The sequence below is a fragment of the Kribbella sp. NPDC056951 genome, from assembly GCF_042674205.1.
Classification (GTDB): domain Bacteria; phylum Actinomycetota; class Actinomycetes; order Propionibacteriales; family Kribbellaceae; genus Kribbella; species Kribbella yunnanensis.
In genome coordinates this window covers 182,527-198,380 of sequence record NZ_JBHUQZ010000011.1, presented here as the reverse complement: position 1 = coordinate 198,380, position 15,854 = coordinate 182,527, and the positions used below count along the sequence as shown (strand labels likewise).

Annotated in this window: 12 protein-coding genes; 8 read left to right on the top strand and 4 right to left on the bottom strand. The window is 66.9% G+C overall.

What is annotated here, in order from left to right; genetic code table 11:
• Positions 1 to 7 precede the first annotated feature (7 nt).
• The 3 genes from ACFTSF_RS33045 to hisD form a co-directional block, all read right to left on the bottom strand.
• A complete protein-coding gene (locus ACFTSF_RS33045) occupies positions 8 to 2,455 on the bottom strand; it encodes a hypothetical protein (protein WP_380158473.1) in 2,448 nt (815 codons plus the stop codon).
• Between the two features lie 13 nt (positions 2,456 to 2,468).
• Positions 2,469 to 4,253: a glycoside hydrolase family 43 protein gene (locus tag ACFTSF_RS33040; protein WP_380158471.1), complete on the bottom strand. Its 1,785-nt coding sequence runs from the start codon at positions 4,251 to 4,253 to the stop codon at positions 2,469 to 2,471.
• An 84-nt stretch (positions 4,254 to 4,337) separates the two neighbouring features.
• Complete coding sequence (gene hisD, locus ACFTSF_RS33035) at positions 4,338 to 5,597, bottom strand: histidinol dehydrogenase (RefSeq protein WP_380158469.1); 1,260 nt, start codon at positions 5,595 to 5,597, stop codon at positions 4,338 to 4,340.
• Between the two features lie 93 nt (positions 5,598 to 5,690).
• On the opposite strand from hisD, the gene ACFTSF_RS33030 reads away from it, so the two are divergent.
• The 6 genes from ACFTSF_RS33030 to ACFTSF_RS33005 all read left to right on the top strand — a co-directional run bounded on the left by ACFTSF_RS33030 (position 5,691) and on the right by ACFTSF_RS33005 (position 13,598).
• A complete protein-coding gene (locus tag ACFTSF_RS33030) occupies positions 5,691 to 6,116 on the top strand; it encodes a RidA family protein (protein ID WP_380158467.1) in 426 nt (141 codons plus the stop codon).
• Between the two features lie 98 nt (positions 6,117 to 6,214).
• Positions 6,215 to 7,552: an ABC transporter substrate-binding protein gene (locus ACFTSF_RS33025; protein ID WP_380158465.1), complete on the top strand. Its 1,338-nt coding sequence runs from the start codon at positions 6,215 to 6,217 to the stop codon at positions 7,550 to 7,552.
• A 1-nt stretch (position 7,553) separates the two neighbouring features.
• Positions 7,554 to 8,432, top strand: a complete 879-nt coding sequence (locus ACFTSF_RS33020) for a carbohydrate ABC transporter permease (protein WP_380158463.1) — start codon at positions 7,554 to 7,556, stop codon at positions 8,430 to 8,432.
• The gene (locus ACFTSF_RS33015; protein WP_380158461.1) at positions 8,416 to 9,276 is read left to right on the top strand and encodes a carbohydrate ABC transporter permease; all 861 of its coding nucleotides are present in this window, start codon (positions 8,416 to 8,418) and stop codon (positions 9,274 to 9,276) included. Before ACFTSF_RS33020 ends, ACFTSF_RS33015 begins: the two co-directional genes overlap by 17 nt.
• A 36-nt stretch (positions 9,277 to 9,312) precedes the next feature.
• Complete coding sequence (locus ACFTSF_RS33010) at positions 9,313 to 11,766, top strand: hypothetical protein (RefSeq protein ID WP_380158459.1); 2,454 nt, start codon at positions 9,313 to 9,315, stop codon at positions 11,764 to 11,766.
• An 8-nt stretch (positions 11,767 to 11,774) separates the two neighbouring features.
• Positions 11,775 to 13,598, top strand: a complete 1,824-nt coding sequence (locus ACFTSF_RS33005) for an FG-GAP repeat domain-containing protein (RefSeq protein ID WP_380158457.1) — start codon at positions 11,775 to 11,777, stop codon at positions 13,596 to 13,598.
• A gap of 7 nt (positions 13,599 to 13,605) precedes the next feature.
• Here the strand turns inward: ACFTSF_RS33005 and ACFTSF_RS33000 are convergent, their stop codons facing one another.
• Positions 13,606 to 14,490, bottom strand: coding sequence for a family 16 glycosylhydrolase (locus ACFTSF_RS33000; RefSeq protein ID WP_380158455.1), 885 nt, complete (start codon positions 14,488 to 14,490; stop codon positions 13,606 to 13,608).
• Positions 14,491 to 14,649: 159 nt separating this feature from the next.
• Here ACFTSF_RS33000 and ACFTSF_RS32995 point away from each other — a divergent pair, with 159 nt between their 5' ends.
• Entirely contained in the window at positions 14,650 to 15,336 is a 687-nt protein-coding gene (locus ACFTSF_RS32995) for an NAD-dependent epimerase/dehydratase family protein (protein ID WP_380158453.1), read from the top strand.
• Entirely contained in the window at positions 15,336 to 15,854 is a 519-nt protein-coding gene (locus ACFTSF_RS32990) for a GNAT family N-acetyltransferase (RefSeq protein ID WP_380158451.1), read from the top strand. The genes ACFTSF_RS32995 and ACFTSF_RS32990 overlap by 1 nt, the downstream gene beginning before the upstream one ends.

The following is a 15,854-nucleotide window of genomic DNA, read 5'->3' as shown; positions in this document are numbered from 1 at the left end:
CCGGGGGTCAGATGCTGATCGGGCGACCGGGTGACGCCGGGCGTTCGCGGCCGTTCACGCGGATCGTGCGGAGGCCGGGAAGCGGCGGAGTGTGTAGCAGGACGCGGGGCGGGTGCGGCCAGCGCCAGGTGGGCTTGAAGGTGACGTCCAGCCGCTTGCCGTGGTTGGCCAGCCGGAACCGCAGATCGACCGTTCCGTGCTCGGTCGGGAGGCGGTTGAAGACGGTCTCCTCGTCCGAGCTCAGCCAGGGCAGCGGGCAGAGCCGGAGCAGATGAAGTTCCTGGGAGGCGATCGCGTCGTCGACGACGGCTTTGAGCAGATGCCAGGTGACGAGGCCGGACGACGACAGCTGTCCCTGCATGCTGTGCCGGTGCTCGTTGGAGATGAACGTCTGCGGTGACATCCCGGCCGCGAACAGGCTGTAGACGCCCTCCAAGAACTTGGCTCGATCACCGGCCTGCCAGCTGTGCGTCAGGTTCCAGCTGTAGCACGGCTCGCAGCTCGACACCTCGTGCAGTAGCGTCGCGCGGTGGATCGCGTTCGAGCGGACGTCCCACAGCTCGGAGTTCGGGCCGACCCGGAAGTAGTCGAGATGCGATGTCATCAGCGGGTCACTCGCCGCGAAGACCCCGGCCCACACGAAGAACAGCGGACCGGTGTCGAGCAGGAACGCGTCCTGGAAGATGTGGAAGGGCCGATCGGTGTAGTCGGCCTTGGGCACCGGCTGCCGCGATCCGTTCGGGTGCGGCCACGTCGGCGCCTTGCTCATCAGGTCGCGGTAGGCACTGACCAGCTTGTCCTGGAAGGCCTGCCTGGCCTGGTCGAACTCCGCCGCGCGCGGGTGCCCCAGCTTGGTGAGCAGACGGACGGCGGTGGACAAACCCTTGTAGCACCAGGCTTCCGACCAGACCGCTTGGGTCTCGAGCAATTCGTCGGTGGCAACGGCCTTGGGCATCAGGCCGTGGATGCCGTCGTGGTTGGTGTTCTCGCACGAGTCCTTGACGAAGTCGCAGGCCTTGACGACCACCTCCGTCCAGTCGCGGACGAACTCGACGTCGCCGCTCAGGAGAGCGTGGTACGCGATCGTGTGCAGGAGCGCACCGTGATCCGACAACCAGTCGAAGGCCTGCAGATGACGCGGTGAGCCGAGGTATCCCGGATGCTCGGCGTAAGCCTGCCCCGGCGGTTTCCGGGTCCCCTGCGTCGCCTTGAACAACTTCAGATGCTTAAGGGCGATATCGTGCCGCCCAAGCGGGTCGAGCAACATATGGAAGGCCATCGACGTCGGCGTCGCCCACAGCACGTCGTACCCGAAAGAGCCCGTCAGCAACGTGTGGTCACCCGTCTCCGGGCTCTTCTCACCGACGATCTCCGCCAGCTCGACGAACCGCCGGAAAGCCTCGTTCACAAAGGGTTCTGGAGTGTGGATCTCCGCACCGGGCTTGGCCGTCGCCGTCCAGTACGCGTTCGCCTCAGCCAGCGCCCCGTCCCAGCCGAGAGCGAGTTCACGGTCGAACTCCTCCCGCGGCTGCGGCCGCATCGCGACGAGGAAGTCCACGTGAGCGCCGGCCGTGACATCGAGAATGACCTTCAGGTCGTAGACCCGCTCGGTCGCGAGTTCGGTGAACGACGCCTGGTCCTGCCGCAACGCCGACGTACCGATCCGGACGGTGTTGTCGAGATGCTGGATGCGGCGCTCGTACGGGCGGTTGCCGGGGTTGAACACCGGGGCGACCCGCATCCGCCCCGGCATCGGCGCTTGCGCAGGGTCGTACTCCAGCGTGACCCCGTTCTCGTCGGCGTACCGGTCGCGAAAGAACAGGTGCCGACGCGCGACCCGAACCACGAACGGCAACGTCTCCGGCGCCCGAACCGGATCGACCTGCTCGACCTCGAGGCGCACCCAGGCATACAGCGGATCCGTCTCCCCCTCGTACGCACCGCCGCCCTTCAGATGACCGAGCACAGACTGCCGTACGACGACTCCCTGCGGCAGGCGCCATCTGGTCCACAGCACCGGCGCGACCGTGTCCGGCCGCCAGCCCTGCTCGCCGATGCCGAGGTCGTCCTGCCACATGTACCGGGCGTGATTCGGCGGCGCGGGGAACCCACCGTGGAAGTCGGGCGGCAGGAACTGCAACTGCATGCCCTGCCCCTGATACTTCATCACGTTCTCTTTGGTGTTCCACCCCGGACCCGGCTCGCACATCAGCATCCCGTTGTAGAACACGTTGAAGCGGAACAGGTGACCCTTCCAGCCGATCGGCGTCCACTCCTGTCGTTGCGGCGGCCACCACGACCGCGCGGTGGCGAGATCTGCCTCCCCCGACCGGTACGGCGAGCTGTCCGCGACGACCTGATTGCCGTGGGCACCTTCGGCCGCCGACGGTACGAGCGATCCGGCGACGGCACCGCCGGTGAGTGCGAGGAAACCCCTACGGGGAAGGTTCGGCATGTCATGTCCTTGCTCAGATGAAGAAGGTGCGGGCCGGCTCGTCCCAGCCGTCGCCGATGATGACGGAGTCGCCGTACGGGCGGATGCGGAAGCCCTCGTCGTTGTGCCAGGCCTGGATGTCGCCGGTGTCCTGTACGGCGGCGATCTCGTCGCGTCCGTCGGCGTCCAGGTCCATGAAGCGCACCCGCTCCGGCTCGTCGAACCCGTCCGCGATCGTCACCATGTCGCCGTACGGGCGGTCGACGAAGCCCCGATCGTTGTGCCAGGCATCGACCGGGTGACCGGGCTGGTCCTGTACGGCGATGATCTCGTCGCGCCCGTCGCCGTCGATGTCGGCGAAGAAGGTGCGGGCGGCAACATAGAACCCGTCCGCGATCAGCTTCTGAGCGCCGTACGGCATCGCGGCGAAGGCGAGGTCGTTGTGCCAGGCCTTGACGTCACCGGTGCCGTTCTCGGTGGCCTCGATGAGTTCCGCCCGGCCGTCGTCGTCCAGGTCGGCGAACTTGACCCGGCCGGGCACGAAGAAGCCGGTGGCGATGACGATCTCGGTGGTGAATGCGTTCGCCCGGAATCCGCCCGAGTTCAGCCAGGCATGGATCTCACCGTTGGCCTGGATCTCGATCATTTCCTTGCGGCCGTCGTCGTTCAGATCGGCGAACCGGACCCGGCTCGGATCGTGGCGCTTGTCGGCGATCTGCAGCGACGCGCTGTAGGGCATCGTGGCGAAGCCCTTGTAGTTCTGGGCGGCATGGACCGTCCCGTCGGCCAGGATCTCGGCGACCTCGGCTCGGCCGTTCCCGTCGAGCGACGCGGCCCGGTGACCGCCCTGGACCGGGAATCCGTTCACCCAGCTCAGATCGATCGAGAACATGTGCCGGGCCCCGCCGACCCAGCCGTGCAGGACGACCTTGTCACCACCGGTCAGTCCATCGGCCTCGGTGACGACATCAGCTCCCCCGGGCCCGCACAGACCGGTGTTGCCCGTGGTCATCAGCGGCTGGGCCGCGCGGGTCCACGGTCCACCGAGGTTGGTCGAGGTCGCGTACGACGTGAGGTAGCCGCATCCGCCGTAGTCGCCGCCGGAGTAGAACAGCACGTACCGGCCGTCGCGCTCGATGATGTCGGGCGCCTCGATCACCTGGCCGGCCGGCGCCGAGAGCATCGAGTACCGCGTTCCGATCAGGCGAGCCCCGTTGTCGACCGCCTGCTGCACCCACAGCGTGCTCGACTGGCCGATCGCGTTGCCGTCGTTCTTCCACATCAGCCAGCGAGTGCCGTTGGACGCCAGGAACGTGTTGGCGTCGATCGCTCCGCCGATTGACGTCGTACAGATCAGCGGCTGGCCGCCGTACGGCACGAACGGGCCGAGGGGTGAGTTGGCGAGCGCGACGCCGATGCACTGCTTGCCGGATGCCGTATGCCTGGCGGTGTAGGTCAGCGTGAACGATCCGTCGGCATTGGCCGCGACGTCCGGCGCCCAGGTGTACCCGTACTCCGACCAGCCGTCGTGCCAGCCTTGCGGCATCGCGTCCCCGCGCATCGACCACGGCCCGTCGATCGTCGGCGCACTGGCGACCGGCACATGCAGCGAGTTGTTCGTCGAGTACGCGTACCACGTGTCACCGACGCGCAGGATGTCCGGATCCGGGAAGTCTTGTCCGATCAGGACTTTCGGCACCTCCGGTACGGCGGCCGCGGCGGCCATCGCCGTCGGAGGCGGAAGGAGGATGGCCAGCAGCGCCGTCACCAGCGCGAGGGCGGTTGGACGTCGTCGGTACCAGGCGGGCGGTCGTGGCATCGCGGACTCCTAAATTCGAGATATCGAAGATAATTTCCGGATATCAGGTGAGCGTAAAGTGCCACGCGCCGACCTGACAAGAGTTCAGGACTCGCGGAGGCGGGCGGTGAGGGCGTGACCGTACATCAGCTCGGCGTCGGCGATGGCTGCCGTCGATGGCGCGATCGAGGCCGCGCCCGCTGCGGTGAGCCGCTGGTAGGTGACCGTCTTGAGGAACTTGCCGACCCACAGACCACCGGTGTAGCGACCGGCCCGGCCGGTCGGCAGGACGTGATTGGTGCCGATGGATTTGTCCGAGAACGCAACCGTAGCTTCGGGCCCGATGAACAACGATCCGTAGTTGCGGAGGTTCGCCGCATACCAATCGTCGTCCGCGGTTTGGATTTCCAGATGCTCCGGCGCATAGGCGTCGGACACCTTGACGACTTCCTCGCGCGAGTCGCACACCACGACCGTGCCGTGCTCACGCCAAGCACCGCCCGCAACCTCGACGGTCGGCCAGTCGGTGGACAACCACCGCTCGATCTCGGCAAGGACCGCCGTACCGAAGGCTCGGTCGGTCGTCACCAAGAGCGCGGGACTGTTGAAGCCGTGCTCGGCCTGGCCGAGCAGATCCGCGGCGACCAGTCGCGGGTCGGCGCTCTCGTCGGCGATGACGGCAACCTCCGTCGGGCCGGCGAGCAGGTCGATCCCGACCGTTCCGAACAGCTGCCGTTTCGCCTCCGCGACATACGCGTTGCCCGCACCGACCACCAGGTCGACTGGCGGCACATCCTCGAAACCGAAGGCCAAGGCGGCGAACGCCTGGACGCCACCCAGGCAGGCGATCACGTCGGCACCGGCAAGGTCCATCGTGTAGAGCTGCGGTCCGTAGATCCCCTTCGCCGCCCGCGGCGGCGCCATCGCGACCACCGTGTCCACACCGGCCACCTTCGGCACGGTCACGGTCATGATCGAGGAGGCGATCAAGGGGTACCGCCCACCGGGTGAGTACGAGCCGACGCGACTGATCGGCAGGTGTTTGTGCCCGAGTACGACGCCGGGCCGGGTCTCCGCTTCGAGGTCCGTCAGCGTCGCTCGCTGCAACCGGGCGAACCCCTCGACCTGCTCGCGCGCGAACTCCAGATGGGCCGCCAGCTCCTCGTCGACCGAGGCGGCCGCGGCCTTGATCTGGTCGGCGGAGACGACGAACGACTCCGGATTCCAGTCGTCCAGCTGTTCGGAGTACCGGCGGATCGCCGGCAGCCCCTCCCGCTCGACGTCGGACAGGATCCGGCTCACCGTGCCGATCACCTCCGGCGACCGTTCGACCCGCTCCGGCCAGCCCGCTTTGAGGATCTCCACGCTGCCCACTTCCTATCTTTCGATATACGAGATATAAATTCAGCTTCTCGTATGATCATAGGCGCGACCCTCCAGAACAGGACAGTGCTCACCATGTCATCCCCCAGGCACACCGCACCGGCCGTCGCCACGACGGCCGCGCCGCGACCCCGCGGCCACTACGCCCAGGCCCGGATCGCCGGCGACCTGATCTTCACGGCCGGTTTCGGGCCTGTCGATCCGCAAACCGGTCTACTCGTCGGCGACGGCGATGTCGCCGAACAGACCCGGCAGACGCTGCGCAACCTGCAGGCAGTGCTGGCCGAAGCGGGCGCGACGCTTCAGGACGTCGTCAAGCTCACCGCGTTCCTGGAGGATCCGGATCGCGACTGGGACGCCTACGACGCCGTGTTCCCGGAGTTCTTCGAGGCGCCCTACCCGGCTCGGCTGACGGCCGGCGCCCACCTCGGCACGATCCTCGTGGAGATCGAAGCCGTCGCATTGCGACCGCGCCAGGACCTTGCATCAAGCCCCCAATAACTCATATTATCCGCATATCGGAAGCTTTATCTCTTATTTCGAAAAGTGCAGCAGACGCCGCCCCGCGCCGATCTCCGGCCCACCAAGGGAGCATTTCGATGACAATGAGGCGCGCGGCCCTGACAGCCGCCTTCGCACTGGCGCTGGTCTCGGGCTGCGGCAGCAGCAACCCCGGGACCGCCGCAGGCCCCGACGCGACGTCATGGCGTGACCAGATCAAGCCGGGCCCGCTGGAGGTCGGCGTACTGCCGGCCAAAGGCACTCCCGGCCTGAAGTTCCTGGAGAACCTCAGTACCGGGCTGGAGAGCGAGTACCCCGGTTCCAAGGTGACCTTGACCTTCGCCAACACCGAGGCGCGCCCGGGCCTCGAACAGCGGTGGCGTGCCGGGACCCCGCCGGATGTGGACTACGGCATGTTCGACGGCACCGTCCCGGACCTGCGCGCCTGGGCGGACGACGACGCGCTGCTGGACCTGACGCCGTACCTGCAGCAAAAGGACCCGGCCAGCGGCAAGCCCTGGCTGGATCGCTACAGCCCGACCGTGCGCAAGTTCATGGAGCACCCGGAGACCAAGAAGATCTACGCGGTGCCCTCGGAGCTGTCCTTGCACGTGTTGTTCTACAACGCGAAGCTGTTCAAGGACCTCGGGATCAAACCGCCGACGACCTGGAACGAACTGCTGTCGGCCGCGGACGCGCTGACGGCGAAGAACGTCGACCCGATCGCACTCACTGGGTTGTTCGAACCGTACATGGGGATGTGGAGCGACCATCTCTGGCTGCGAACCGTCGGCTACGCCAAGGCCCGCGGGGTGCTGACCGAAGGCAAGGGTCACATCACCGAGGACCCGGGCTTCCTGAAAGGACTGCAGATGCTGCAGGACTTGCGGGACAAGAAGGCCTTCCTGAAGGGGTTCAAGGGCACCGACTTCACCGCCGCACAGGCGCAGTTCTTCCAGGGCAAGGCCGGCATGATCCTGATGGGCTCGTGGCTGGTCAGCGAGATGAAGGACGTGATCCCGAAGGGCTTCGAGCTCGGGGTCGTCGCGTTCCCGAAGGTGGACGGCGCAGCCGGTGACCAGGGCACGGTGATGGCCGCCCTGCAGAACGTGTCGATCTCGGCCAAGAGCCCGGACATCCCGCTGGCACTGTCCTGGATCGACAAACTGACCAGCGTCGAAACCCAGACCAAGCGCGCCACCGAGATCGGCGAGGTCTCGGCTGTCGTCGGCGTACCGAGTCCGCCTGGTGTACCGGGGATCGACACCGTGCTGTCCCAGGCAGACGCACTGCAGCCACGCGACTTCGGACTCTCCCAGAGCAAAGCCGGAAAGCCTGTGTACGCCGAGATCGCGCGACTGCTCTTCGGCGAGCAGGACGCGGACGAGACGTTGCAGCGGTTGGACGCCGCCCTCCGACGAGTCCACAAGAACTGACATGCTCCGCAACGCCCAGCGGCGTATCGTCATCCCGTTCCTGCTGCCTGCCGTCGTACTGCTGGCGCTGTTCTTCCTGTATCCGCTGGTGCGGACGTTCGGCATCTCGTTGTCGGACTGGACCCGCACCGGCGCGTCGAGATACGTCGGCGGCGCGAACTACACCGCGCTGCTGTCCGACCCGGAGTACCGGACCGCGCTGAAGAACACCTTCGCCTTCACCTTCATCGGCGGCTGCATGCTGTTTCCGCCGGCGGTCGCGATCGCCTGGGCGCTGAACCAGCCGATCCGCAGTGAACGGTTCTTCCGGTTCGTGGTCTTCGCGCCGGTGGTGCTGTCGGCGGCGGTGGTCGCGCTGATGTGGAAGTTCATCTACCACCCGACGCTCGGTTTGATCAGTCCGGCGATGGCGGAGCTCGGTCTCGGCGGACTGGCGCGGGAGTGGCTGGGCGATCCGTTGACCGCCTTGCCTGCGGTGGCGTTCACCACCGTCTGGCAGGGCATCGGGATCTGGGTGGTGCTGCTGTCGGCGGGATTCGAGCGGCTGCCCCGCGACGTACTGGAGGCCGGGCGGGTCGACGGCGCCGGCGAGTGGCGCCTGTTCTGGTCGGTGATGATGCCGATGCTGCACGATCTGCTCCGCATCCTGCTGGTGCTGTGGATCGTGCAGAGCATGCAGGCGTTCGCGTTCGTCTACATCATGACCGGCGGTGGCCCGTTCGGCTCGACCGAAGTGGTCGGCACGCTGATGTACCGGATCGCCATCGACCAGACCGAGTTCGGCTACGCGGCGGCGATGGGCGTGGTCCTCGTCGCGGTACTGCTGATCGTCACGACAATCCTCAACAAGGTGCTGAAGCGCGATGACCTCGAGTACTGACATCCGCCCCAGGTCGTACCGGCCGCATCACCTGATCATCTACCTGGTGCTCGGCACCATCGCCTTCTCGGCCGCGGCCGCGTTCGCCTGGGTGGTGAACGTGTCCCTGAAGACGAATCAGGAGTTTCTCGGGACACGGCCGTGGACCATCGCCGAGAAGTTCCACTTCGAGAACTACGCGAACGCGTGGACCAACGCGGATGTCGGTGCGTTCTTCGGCAACAGCGTGATAGTCAGCATCAGCGCCACCATCCTCGGTGTCGTGGTCTCGGCGTTCGCCGCCTATCCGATCGCCCGGATTCCGTTCCGGCTCAACGGCGTCGTACTGGCGGTGTTCCTGACCGGCCTGATGGTTCCGTGGATGGTGACCTTCATCCCGCTGTACCTCACCCTGCAGGACCTGGCGCTGCTCGACACCCGCTTGGGGCTGGTCCTCGTCTACGCGACCTACAACCTGCCGTTCAACATCTTCGTTCTGGTCGGCTTCCTGCGCACCCTCCCCCGCGAGCTCGAGGAAGCCGCCGCGGTGGACGGCGCCGGCCCGACCACGACCTTCATCCGGGTCATCCTGCCGCTGCTCGGACCAGGCCTGGCCTCCGTCACCATCATCAGCTTCCTGAGCAATTGGAACGAGTTCTTCTACGCCCTCGTGCTGATCCACAGTCCGTCGAAGATGACCCTTCCCCTCGGCTTGTTCCAGCTGGGCCAGGCCGCGGACTACGGCACCAACTGGGTCACGCTCTTCGCCGGGATGATGATCACCGCCCTCCCGGTCCTCGTGGTCTTCGCACTGCTGCAGAAGCAGGTGACGAAAGGCCTCACCGCCGGCGCGCTCAAAGGCTGACCTCGAGCCGCGCGCATCCACCCCTGGAGTCGCATCATGGCATCGTCCTTCTCCCGCAGAGCCGCTCTGCAGATCGGCAGTGGCACCTTGGCAGGTCTCGCAGCCCCGGCCGCCGCCGGCGCTGCCGGTCAGACCAACACCGACACGATCGTCATCCCGGGCAGCGAGCCCGATGTGCAGACGGCGAAGACTTGGTGGCCGCCCCAACGACAGGTGTGGACCCCCGTCGGCTGGAAGGGCCATCTGTTCCGGTTCGACGTGTTCTACAACGGGGCCACGATCTGCCAACCGGCGATCGCCCTGCCACCGTCCGGCGCCGCGACACTGAAGCCCTATCTGAACGAGTACAAGGGAAAGGACTTCCAGCTCACCCCCGTGATGCCGTCCAGCGGAGGATTTCCGAAGGAACCGACGTACCTCCATCGCACCGACTTCGGGGTCGGCGTTCAGGGGTGGCGCGACGACACTGCCACCCCGGTCCTGACCACCGACTACCGCCGCCAGGAAGGACTGGTGCTGCGTCAGTCGGTCTTCGCACATGTGAAAGGCGGCAAGCCCGTCGAGACCGCCAGCGAACCGATCTATGCGTGGCACCGATTCTCCGTCGAGCACGTCGACCCGTTGGTCGCGCCAACGACGTTCGAGTTCGTCCTGCGGCTCAGCAAGGCGTACTTCAAACACTATGTGGGCCCGCCGGAACAGCAGGAAGCATTCGTCACCATCCAGGCCGTGCCATCCACGGCACCACTCGACTCGGCGCTGCGCATCGACCGGATCTGGAACCCGGACGGCCGTCCCCTGACAGTTCCCGTGTACGACGAAAGTGGCGCCGTACGGGTGATTGTCGGAACCCCGCAGGGCGGCACCATCGGTCTGTCGCCGACCGATGGCCAGGAGCGCATCTACGACCTCAAGCTCGGTCTACCAGTGGCCAAAGGCAACCATATCGACGTCCTGCTGCCGATGCTCCCGCAACCGGCCGCGGAAGCGAATGCCGAGTGGGCACTCGGTCATGATGGTGCGCTGGCCCAGTGCGAGGCGTTCTGGAGCAACGAACCGGCCGCCGCCGTGATCCAGACTCCGGAACCGCATGTCGACGCCTACTTCCGGCGCAGTGTCCAGCTGGCCGAGATCATCGCCGAGAAGAGCCCGGACTCAGGCAAGTTCACCTTCCTCACCGGGTCGTACGGGTACGACCTGTTGTGGAGTACGCCGACCTCGATGATCAGCCATATGTTCCTGGACCTGCTCGGGCGGCACGAGGTCGTTGCCCGACACATCGAGGTGTACCTCGACGTCCAAGGCAAGCGGCAACCACCGGGAGCGGCGTACCAGTCGATCGGCAGTCAGGGCTTCTTCGCGACCCCGCTCAGTCTGCAGTCCTTCGACTGGCTCGGCGATCACGGCGCGATTCTCGAGGCCGCTGCTCGGCATGCGTTGTACAGCCGCGATCAAGCGTTCATCGCGCGGTGGCTGGACCCGATTATCGCCGCCTGCGACTTCATCAAGCGCGCTTGTGAGTCCACTGGCCATCCCGGCGTACAGGGTCTGATGCCGGCCGCGGCGTCGAACGACACCGGCGTCGAGCAGCAGTCGATCTGGATTCAGGTCTGGAACTACAAGGGGCTGGTGAGCTCCGCCCGGCTGCTCAAGCGGCTCGCTCATCCACGGGCGGCCGAGTTCGCGACGTTCGCCGAGAGTTTCCGCAGTACATTCGTCGCCGCGCTGCGTGCCGCTTCCAAGACTGCGCCGACGTGGACCGATCCGAGCGGTGCCACGCATCCGGTGTTGCCGACGAAGTTCTACGGCCCGGACAGCCCGTGGCCGTACCTCGAAGCGTTCGATTCGGGTGCGCTGGCGGCGGTCTGGGCCGGACTGATGCCGGCCGACGACCCGCTGATGCGCTCGTACGTCGAGTTCTTCCGGGTCGGTCCCAATACGAAGCTGTTCGACCCGTGGCACCACACCGCGCTGGACCGCGTGGTGCTCGACCACGAGCAGAGCAGCGGCGAGCCCTGCTACAGCTGGAACCTCTTTCATAGCTGGCAACGCGGCCAGCGATCGCTGTTCCTAGAAGGTCTGTACGGCCTGATGGTCGGAGGCTGCTCCGAGCAGACCTTCATCTCCGGCGAACATCGCAACGCCATGTACGGCAACCTGTTCGTCCAGCCCCTGGTCACCTGGGCAGTCCGCCAGGCGGTCATCGACGACAGCCTGGTCGACGGCGAACTGCACCTGCTCCGCCTGTGCCCACTCGCCTGGCTGTCGGACTCGCGTCAAACCGTGTTCGACCGCATGCCGACGCTGTACGGCGCTGTCCGTCTCGCCTTCCGGCTCTCGTCCGACCAGAAGACCCTGACCGTCACCTGGACCGGACCGAAGGCCGAACGCCCACGCCGGGTGGTGCTGCACACTCCCCCGCTCCCCGGCCTGCACCGCATCGTCGTCAACGGCCGAAGCCACCCCGCCGGCCGGCCCATCACCCTGTAGGAGCTCCGATGCGAACCCGCTCGCTCCATCTACCGCTCGTCGCCCTCGTCCTCACCACCACGACGCTGACAAGTCCCGCCGCCACGGCCCGCGCAACACCTCCTGGTACGGCGGCCACCGCCACCGCCTCGTCGACGAGCGCAGCCCGCCCAGCACCCGGCTCTGCCGCCACCGCTCGATCGTGGCGCCCGGACTCCGTTCCGCTGTCAGCGCGGCGGTCGGCGGCCAAGTCTGCAGTCGCTGCCGCTGCCGGGGACGACATCACCGGCGACGGGCGCCCGGACCTCGTCGTACGGGATCCCGGCCCGGACGCAGGCAGCCTCAGGCTGTTCACCCACGACGGGTCGACGACCACCAACCCGTGGACCTCACAACTCGGCCTCGGCGGCAGCTGGGACTTCGCCGACATCCTGTTGCTCGCCGACGTCATCGGCGACGGCCGGCCCGACCTGGTAGCCCGCGACCCAGCCACCGGAAACGGAACGTTGTGGATCGATCCCCACACCGGCACCACCGGCAACCCCTGGACGACCCGGGTCTCCGCCGGCGGCGGCTGGAACATGTACAACACGATCCTGCTCAGCGACGTCACCGGCGACGGCAAACCAGAACTCCTCGGCCGCGACCCAGCCGCCGCGAGCGGCACCCTGTGGGTGCACCCCAACACCAGCGGCCAAGCGAACCCCTGGACTACCCCACGCCAATGGGCCGGCACCGGGTGGAACCTCGCCGACACGATGATGCAGGCGGACGCGACCGGCGACGGGCGTCCCGACATGGTCGTGCGCGACGGCTCCGGCGCACTCTGGGTGTACCCGCACAACGGATCCACAACCGGCAACCCCTACACGATCGGCCGGTACGGCGCCGGCACCGGCTGGGATCTCGCGAAAGTCATGCTCGTCGCAGACGCCACCGGTGATGGCCGTCCGGACGCGCTCGTGGTCGACGCGGACGGCACGTTGTGGGTGTACCCGCACAACGGATCCACGACAGCGAACCCGTACACCGTGGCGCGCTACCCCGCCGGCACCGGCTGGAACTTCGCCAACGCGCTGATGACCGGCGACCTGACCGGCGACGGCCGACCGGATCTGCTCGGCCGGGTCCGCGCCGGTGACCTCTGGATCTACCCGCACACCGGCACCAGCCAGCCCTGGCAGACCCGGTTCTCCGGCGGCACCAGATGGGGCTTCGAGAACCAGGTGCTGCTCGGCGATGTCACCTGCGACCACCGGCCCGACGTACTGGCTCGCGATCCGCTAGCCGGGAACGGTGATCTGTGGGTCTATCCCAACACCGGCGCCACCACGAGCGATCCGTGGACCGCTCCACGAACCTGGGGCGGCAGCGGCTGGAACACCGCCACCGCCTTGCTGCTCGGCGACCTCACCGGCGACGGCTGGGCCGACCTGATCTCTCGCGACCGAGCCGGCGAACTCTGGATCTACCCACACAACAAGCTTGCCACCGGCAACCACTGGACCGTCGGTCGGAAATGGGCCGGCACCGGCTGGAACACCGCCAGGCTGCTTACATTGGCCGACGTCACCGCCGACGGGATCGCGGATCTGGTCGACCTCGAGCAGGACGGTTCGCTCTGGATCTATCCCACCGGCACCGGTTCACCGATTCGCGTCGTCGGCAACTGGTCAGGCGTGGTCGCACTGACCACCGGCGACGCGACCGGCGATGGCAGGCCGGACCTGGTCACCCGCAACACCGCCGGCCAGCTGACTCTCTACCCACACAACGCTTCCACCGGGAACCCCTGGCCGACCGGACAACCTCTCGGCACCGGCTGGGCCTTCGCGTCCGCCCTCATGCTGTGACTGACGCTCAGCGCTGCCAGGCCCGCACGTAGTCGACGGCCTTCTTGCCTGATGCCGTCGCCGGGTTGGGTTCGTAGCCCGAGCGCGAATAGACGTAGAGGTCCTCGATGATGTTCGTGTTCTCCGACGGGGCGCCGGCGACGCTGCAGACCAGCTTCCCGTCGATGTAGAACTTGGTGCCCTGCGCCGAGATGTCAGCGCCGTACACGTGGAAGTCAGCCCCCGGATCGAAGGCGAGGTTCACCTGGCACCCACCACCGGCGTTGGCGTGCGAGGTCAGGTAGAGACGGCGAGGATTGTCGCTGTACTGCTCGTAGACATCCGTCTCCTGCCAGGAGTTCACGCCGGCGGCCTGCCAGGTCCAGAACGCCGGCCAGAAGCCTCGTTTGTCCGAGACCGGGCTCCCCTGGGCGTTCAGGACGTCGTACGTGAGCTTGGCGCGAGACTCCATGAAGCCGTACTTGAACGTGAAGCCTCGGCTGCCCGTCGAGCTCAGCAGACAGGACGTCCAGTCGTACGTCGTCCCGGACGGCGCCTGGTAACGCTCGCGCTTGGCGGTCATCGTCATCACGCCGTTGGACTCGCTGCAGTTGCGATCCAGGTTGTACTCGAGCTGCTGGTTGCCCTTGTTACCCCGGCCCGCGTCGGCCAGCGCGCTGGAGTGCCCGTTCCATTTCGTGCCCCAGTCGACCGCTGTTCCGTTGAACTCGTCCCACCACTTGATGCCCCACCCGGTGCCGCCGCCGACTGGCTGGACACCGGCCGGCGGGTCGTCCGCGAGCACCCGCGAAGTGGTTGCCTCGTCGGCCGCTGTCGCGTGCGTGGCGACCAGCGCACCGGACAGCGCGAGCAGGCCGGCTACCACCGGCACGGTGATTCTTCGTTGGAACATCAGCGATCTCCTTGTGACTGCGCCGGGCAGGCCGGCGAGGGGGCGGGCACACGGGCTACTGCATTGTTTCTGGCAACTCATGGAAACGATGCAGCAACAGCTTGCCACGGATTCCACAGATGTGCCAGCATCTGATGGGCCTTGTGGAGGTGAGACGCGGTGCGGATTCTCGTGACCGGTGCGGCAGGACATGTTGCACAGCAGGTACTTCCGGCACTCGAGCAGCGCTACGAGGTCCGGCCGGTCGACCTGGCGGACGGCGACCTGAGCGACGCCGCGGTCGCCCGGCGCGCGGTGACCGGAGTCGATGCGATCGTCCACCTGGCCGGCAATCCACATCCCGACTCCGGCTGGGACAGCCTGCTCGGTCCGAATGTCGTTGCCGTCGCCAACATCTTGACCGCCGCCGCCACGACCAGAGTGGTGCTCGCCGGCTCGATCCATGCCGTCGGCCAATACCGGCACGGACCCGTCGTCACTCAGTTGCCGACAGCACCCTGCTGCGCCTATGGCGCCACCAAGGCGTTCGCCGAGGCCGCGGCGCGCACCCACTCGTACAGCTCCGGCGGATCAGTGATCTGCCTACGACTAGGTGCCTGTACGCCGACGCCACCTGCCCAACAGGCGTTGGATCACTGGCTTGCGCCGGAAGATCTTCAGCAGCTGGTCATCCGAGCTCTGGAGGCACCAGTGCGATTCGCCATCGTGCATGGCGTCTCGGCGAACACCGGGAGCCGCTGGTCGACCGCCAACACCATCGGCTACCGTCCGAGCCGGGACTCCTCGCCGTACCGGCTTCAGGTGAGCGATGATCCCCAATGGGCACCTTGTCAGGGAGCAGACTGATGACGATCGCAATGATTCCCGAGACCGAGCTCACCGAGGACCAGGACAAACCGCTCCGTGAGCTGTTGGCCAAGGCCTTCCCGGGACGAGCAGACCACTTCCGTCAGCAGTCGTGGTGGCTCGCGCGGCCGCAGTGGCGGTTGATCCTGAGTGACGGTGGCGTGCCGGTCGCGCACCTCGGCATCGAGCGCAGACGGATCGGCGTCGGAGATGAGGACCTGTACGTCGCCGGCGTGGGCCACGTCTGCACCGACCCGGCGTACCGGGGTCGCGGTCTCGGTGTCGAACTGATGGCGCACCTCCGTGAGGTCCTCCCGGCTCCGTTCGGATTCCTGACCTGCTCGCGCGCTGTCCAGGGCTTCTACGAAGCCGCAGGGTGGGTCGAGGTCGCACCCGGTGTGACGATGACGAACGTCTACACCGGCGAGAAGATCACGGCCTACACCCACCCGGCGATGGTGCTGGGCGACGGCTTCCCGGCAGGTCGGCCGATCGACCTGCGCGGCCTTCCCTGGTGA

Coding starts and splice junctions, on each gene's coding strand:
- ACFTSF_RS33045 (WP_380158473.1), bottom strand. CDS start 2,455: ATGCCGAACCTTCCCCGTAGGGGTTTCCTCGCACTCACCGGCGGTGCC.
- ACFTSF_RS33040 (WP_380158471.1), bottom strand. CDS start 4,253: ATGCCACGACCGCCCGCCTGGTACCGACGACGTCCAACCGCCCTCGCG.
- ACFTSF_RS33030 (WP_380158467.1), top strand. CDS start 5,691: ATGTCATCCCCCAGGCACACCGCACCGGCCGTCGCCACGACGGCCGCG.
- ACFTSF_RS33025 (WP_380158465.1), top strand. CDS start 6,215: ATGACAATGAGGCGCGCGGCCCTGACAGCCGCCTTCGCACTGGCGCTG.
- ACFTSF_RS33020 (WP_380158463.1), top strand. CDS start 7,554: ATGCTCCGCAACGCCCAGCGGCGTATCGTCATCCCGTTCCTGCTGCCT.
- ACFTSF_RS33015 (WP_380158461.1), top strand. CDS start 8,416: ATGACCTCGAGTACTGACATCCGCCCCAGGTCGTACCGGCCGCATCAC.
- ACFTSF_RS33010 (WP_380158459.1), top strand. CDS start 9,313: ATGGCATCGTCCTTCTCCCGCAGAGCCGCTCTGCAGATCGGCAGTGGC.
- ACFTSF_RS33005 (WP_380158457.1), top strand. CDS start 11,775: ATGCGAACCCGCTCGCTCCATCTACCGCTCGTCGCCCTCGTCCTCACC.
- ACFTSF_RS33000 (WP_380158455.1), bottom strand. CDS start 14,490: ATGTTCCAACGAAGAATCACCGTGCCGGTGGTAGCCGGCCTGCTCGCG.
- ACFTSF_RS32990 (WP_380158451.1), top strand. CDS start 15,336: ATGACGATCGCAATGATTCCCGAGACCGAGCTCACCGAGGACCAGGAC.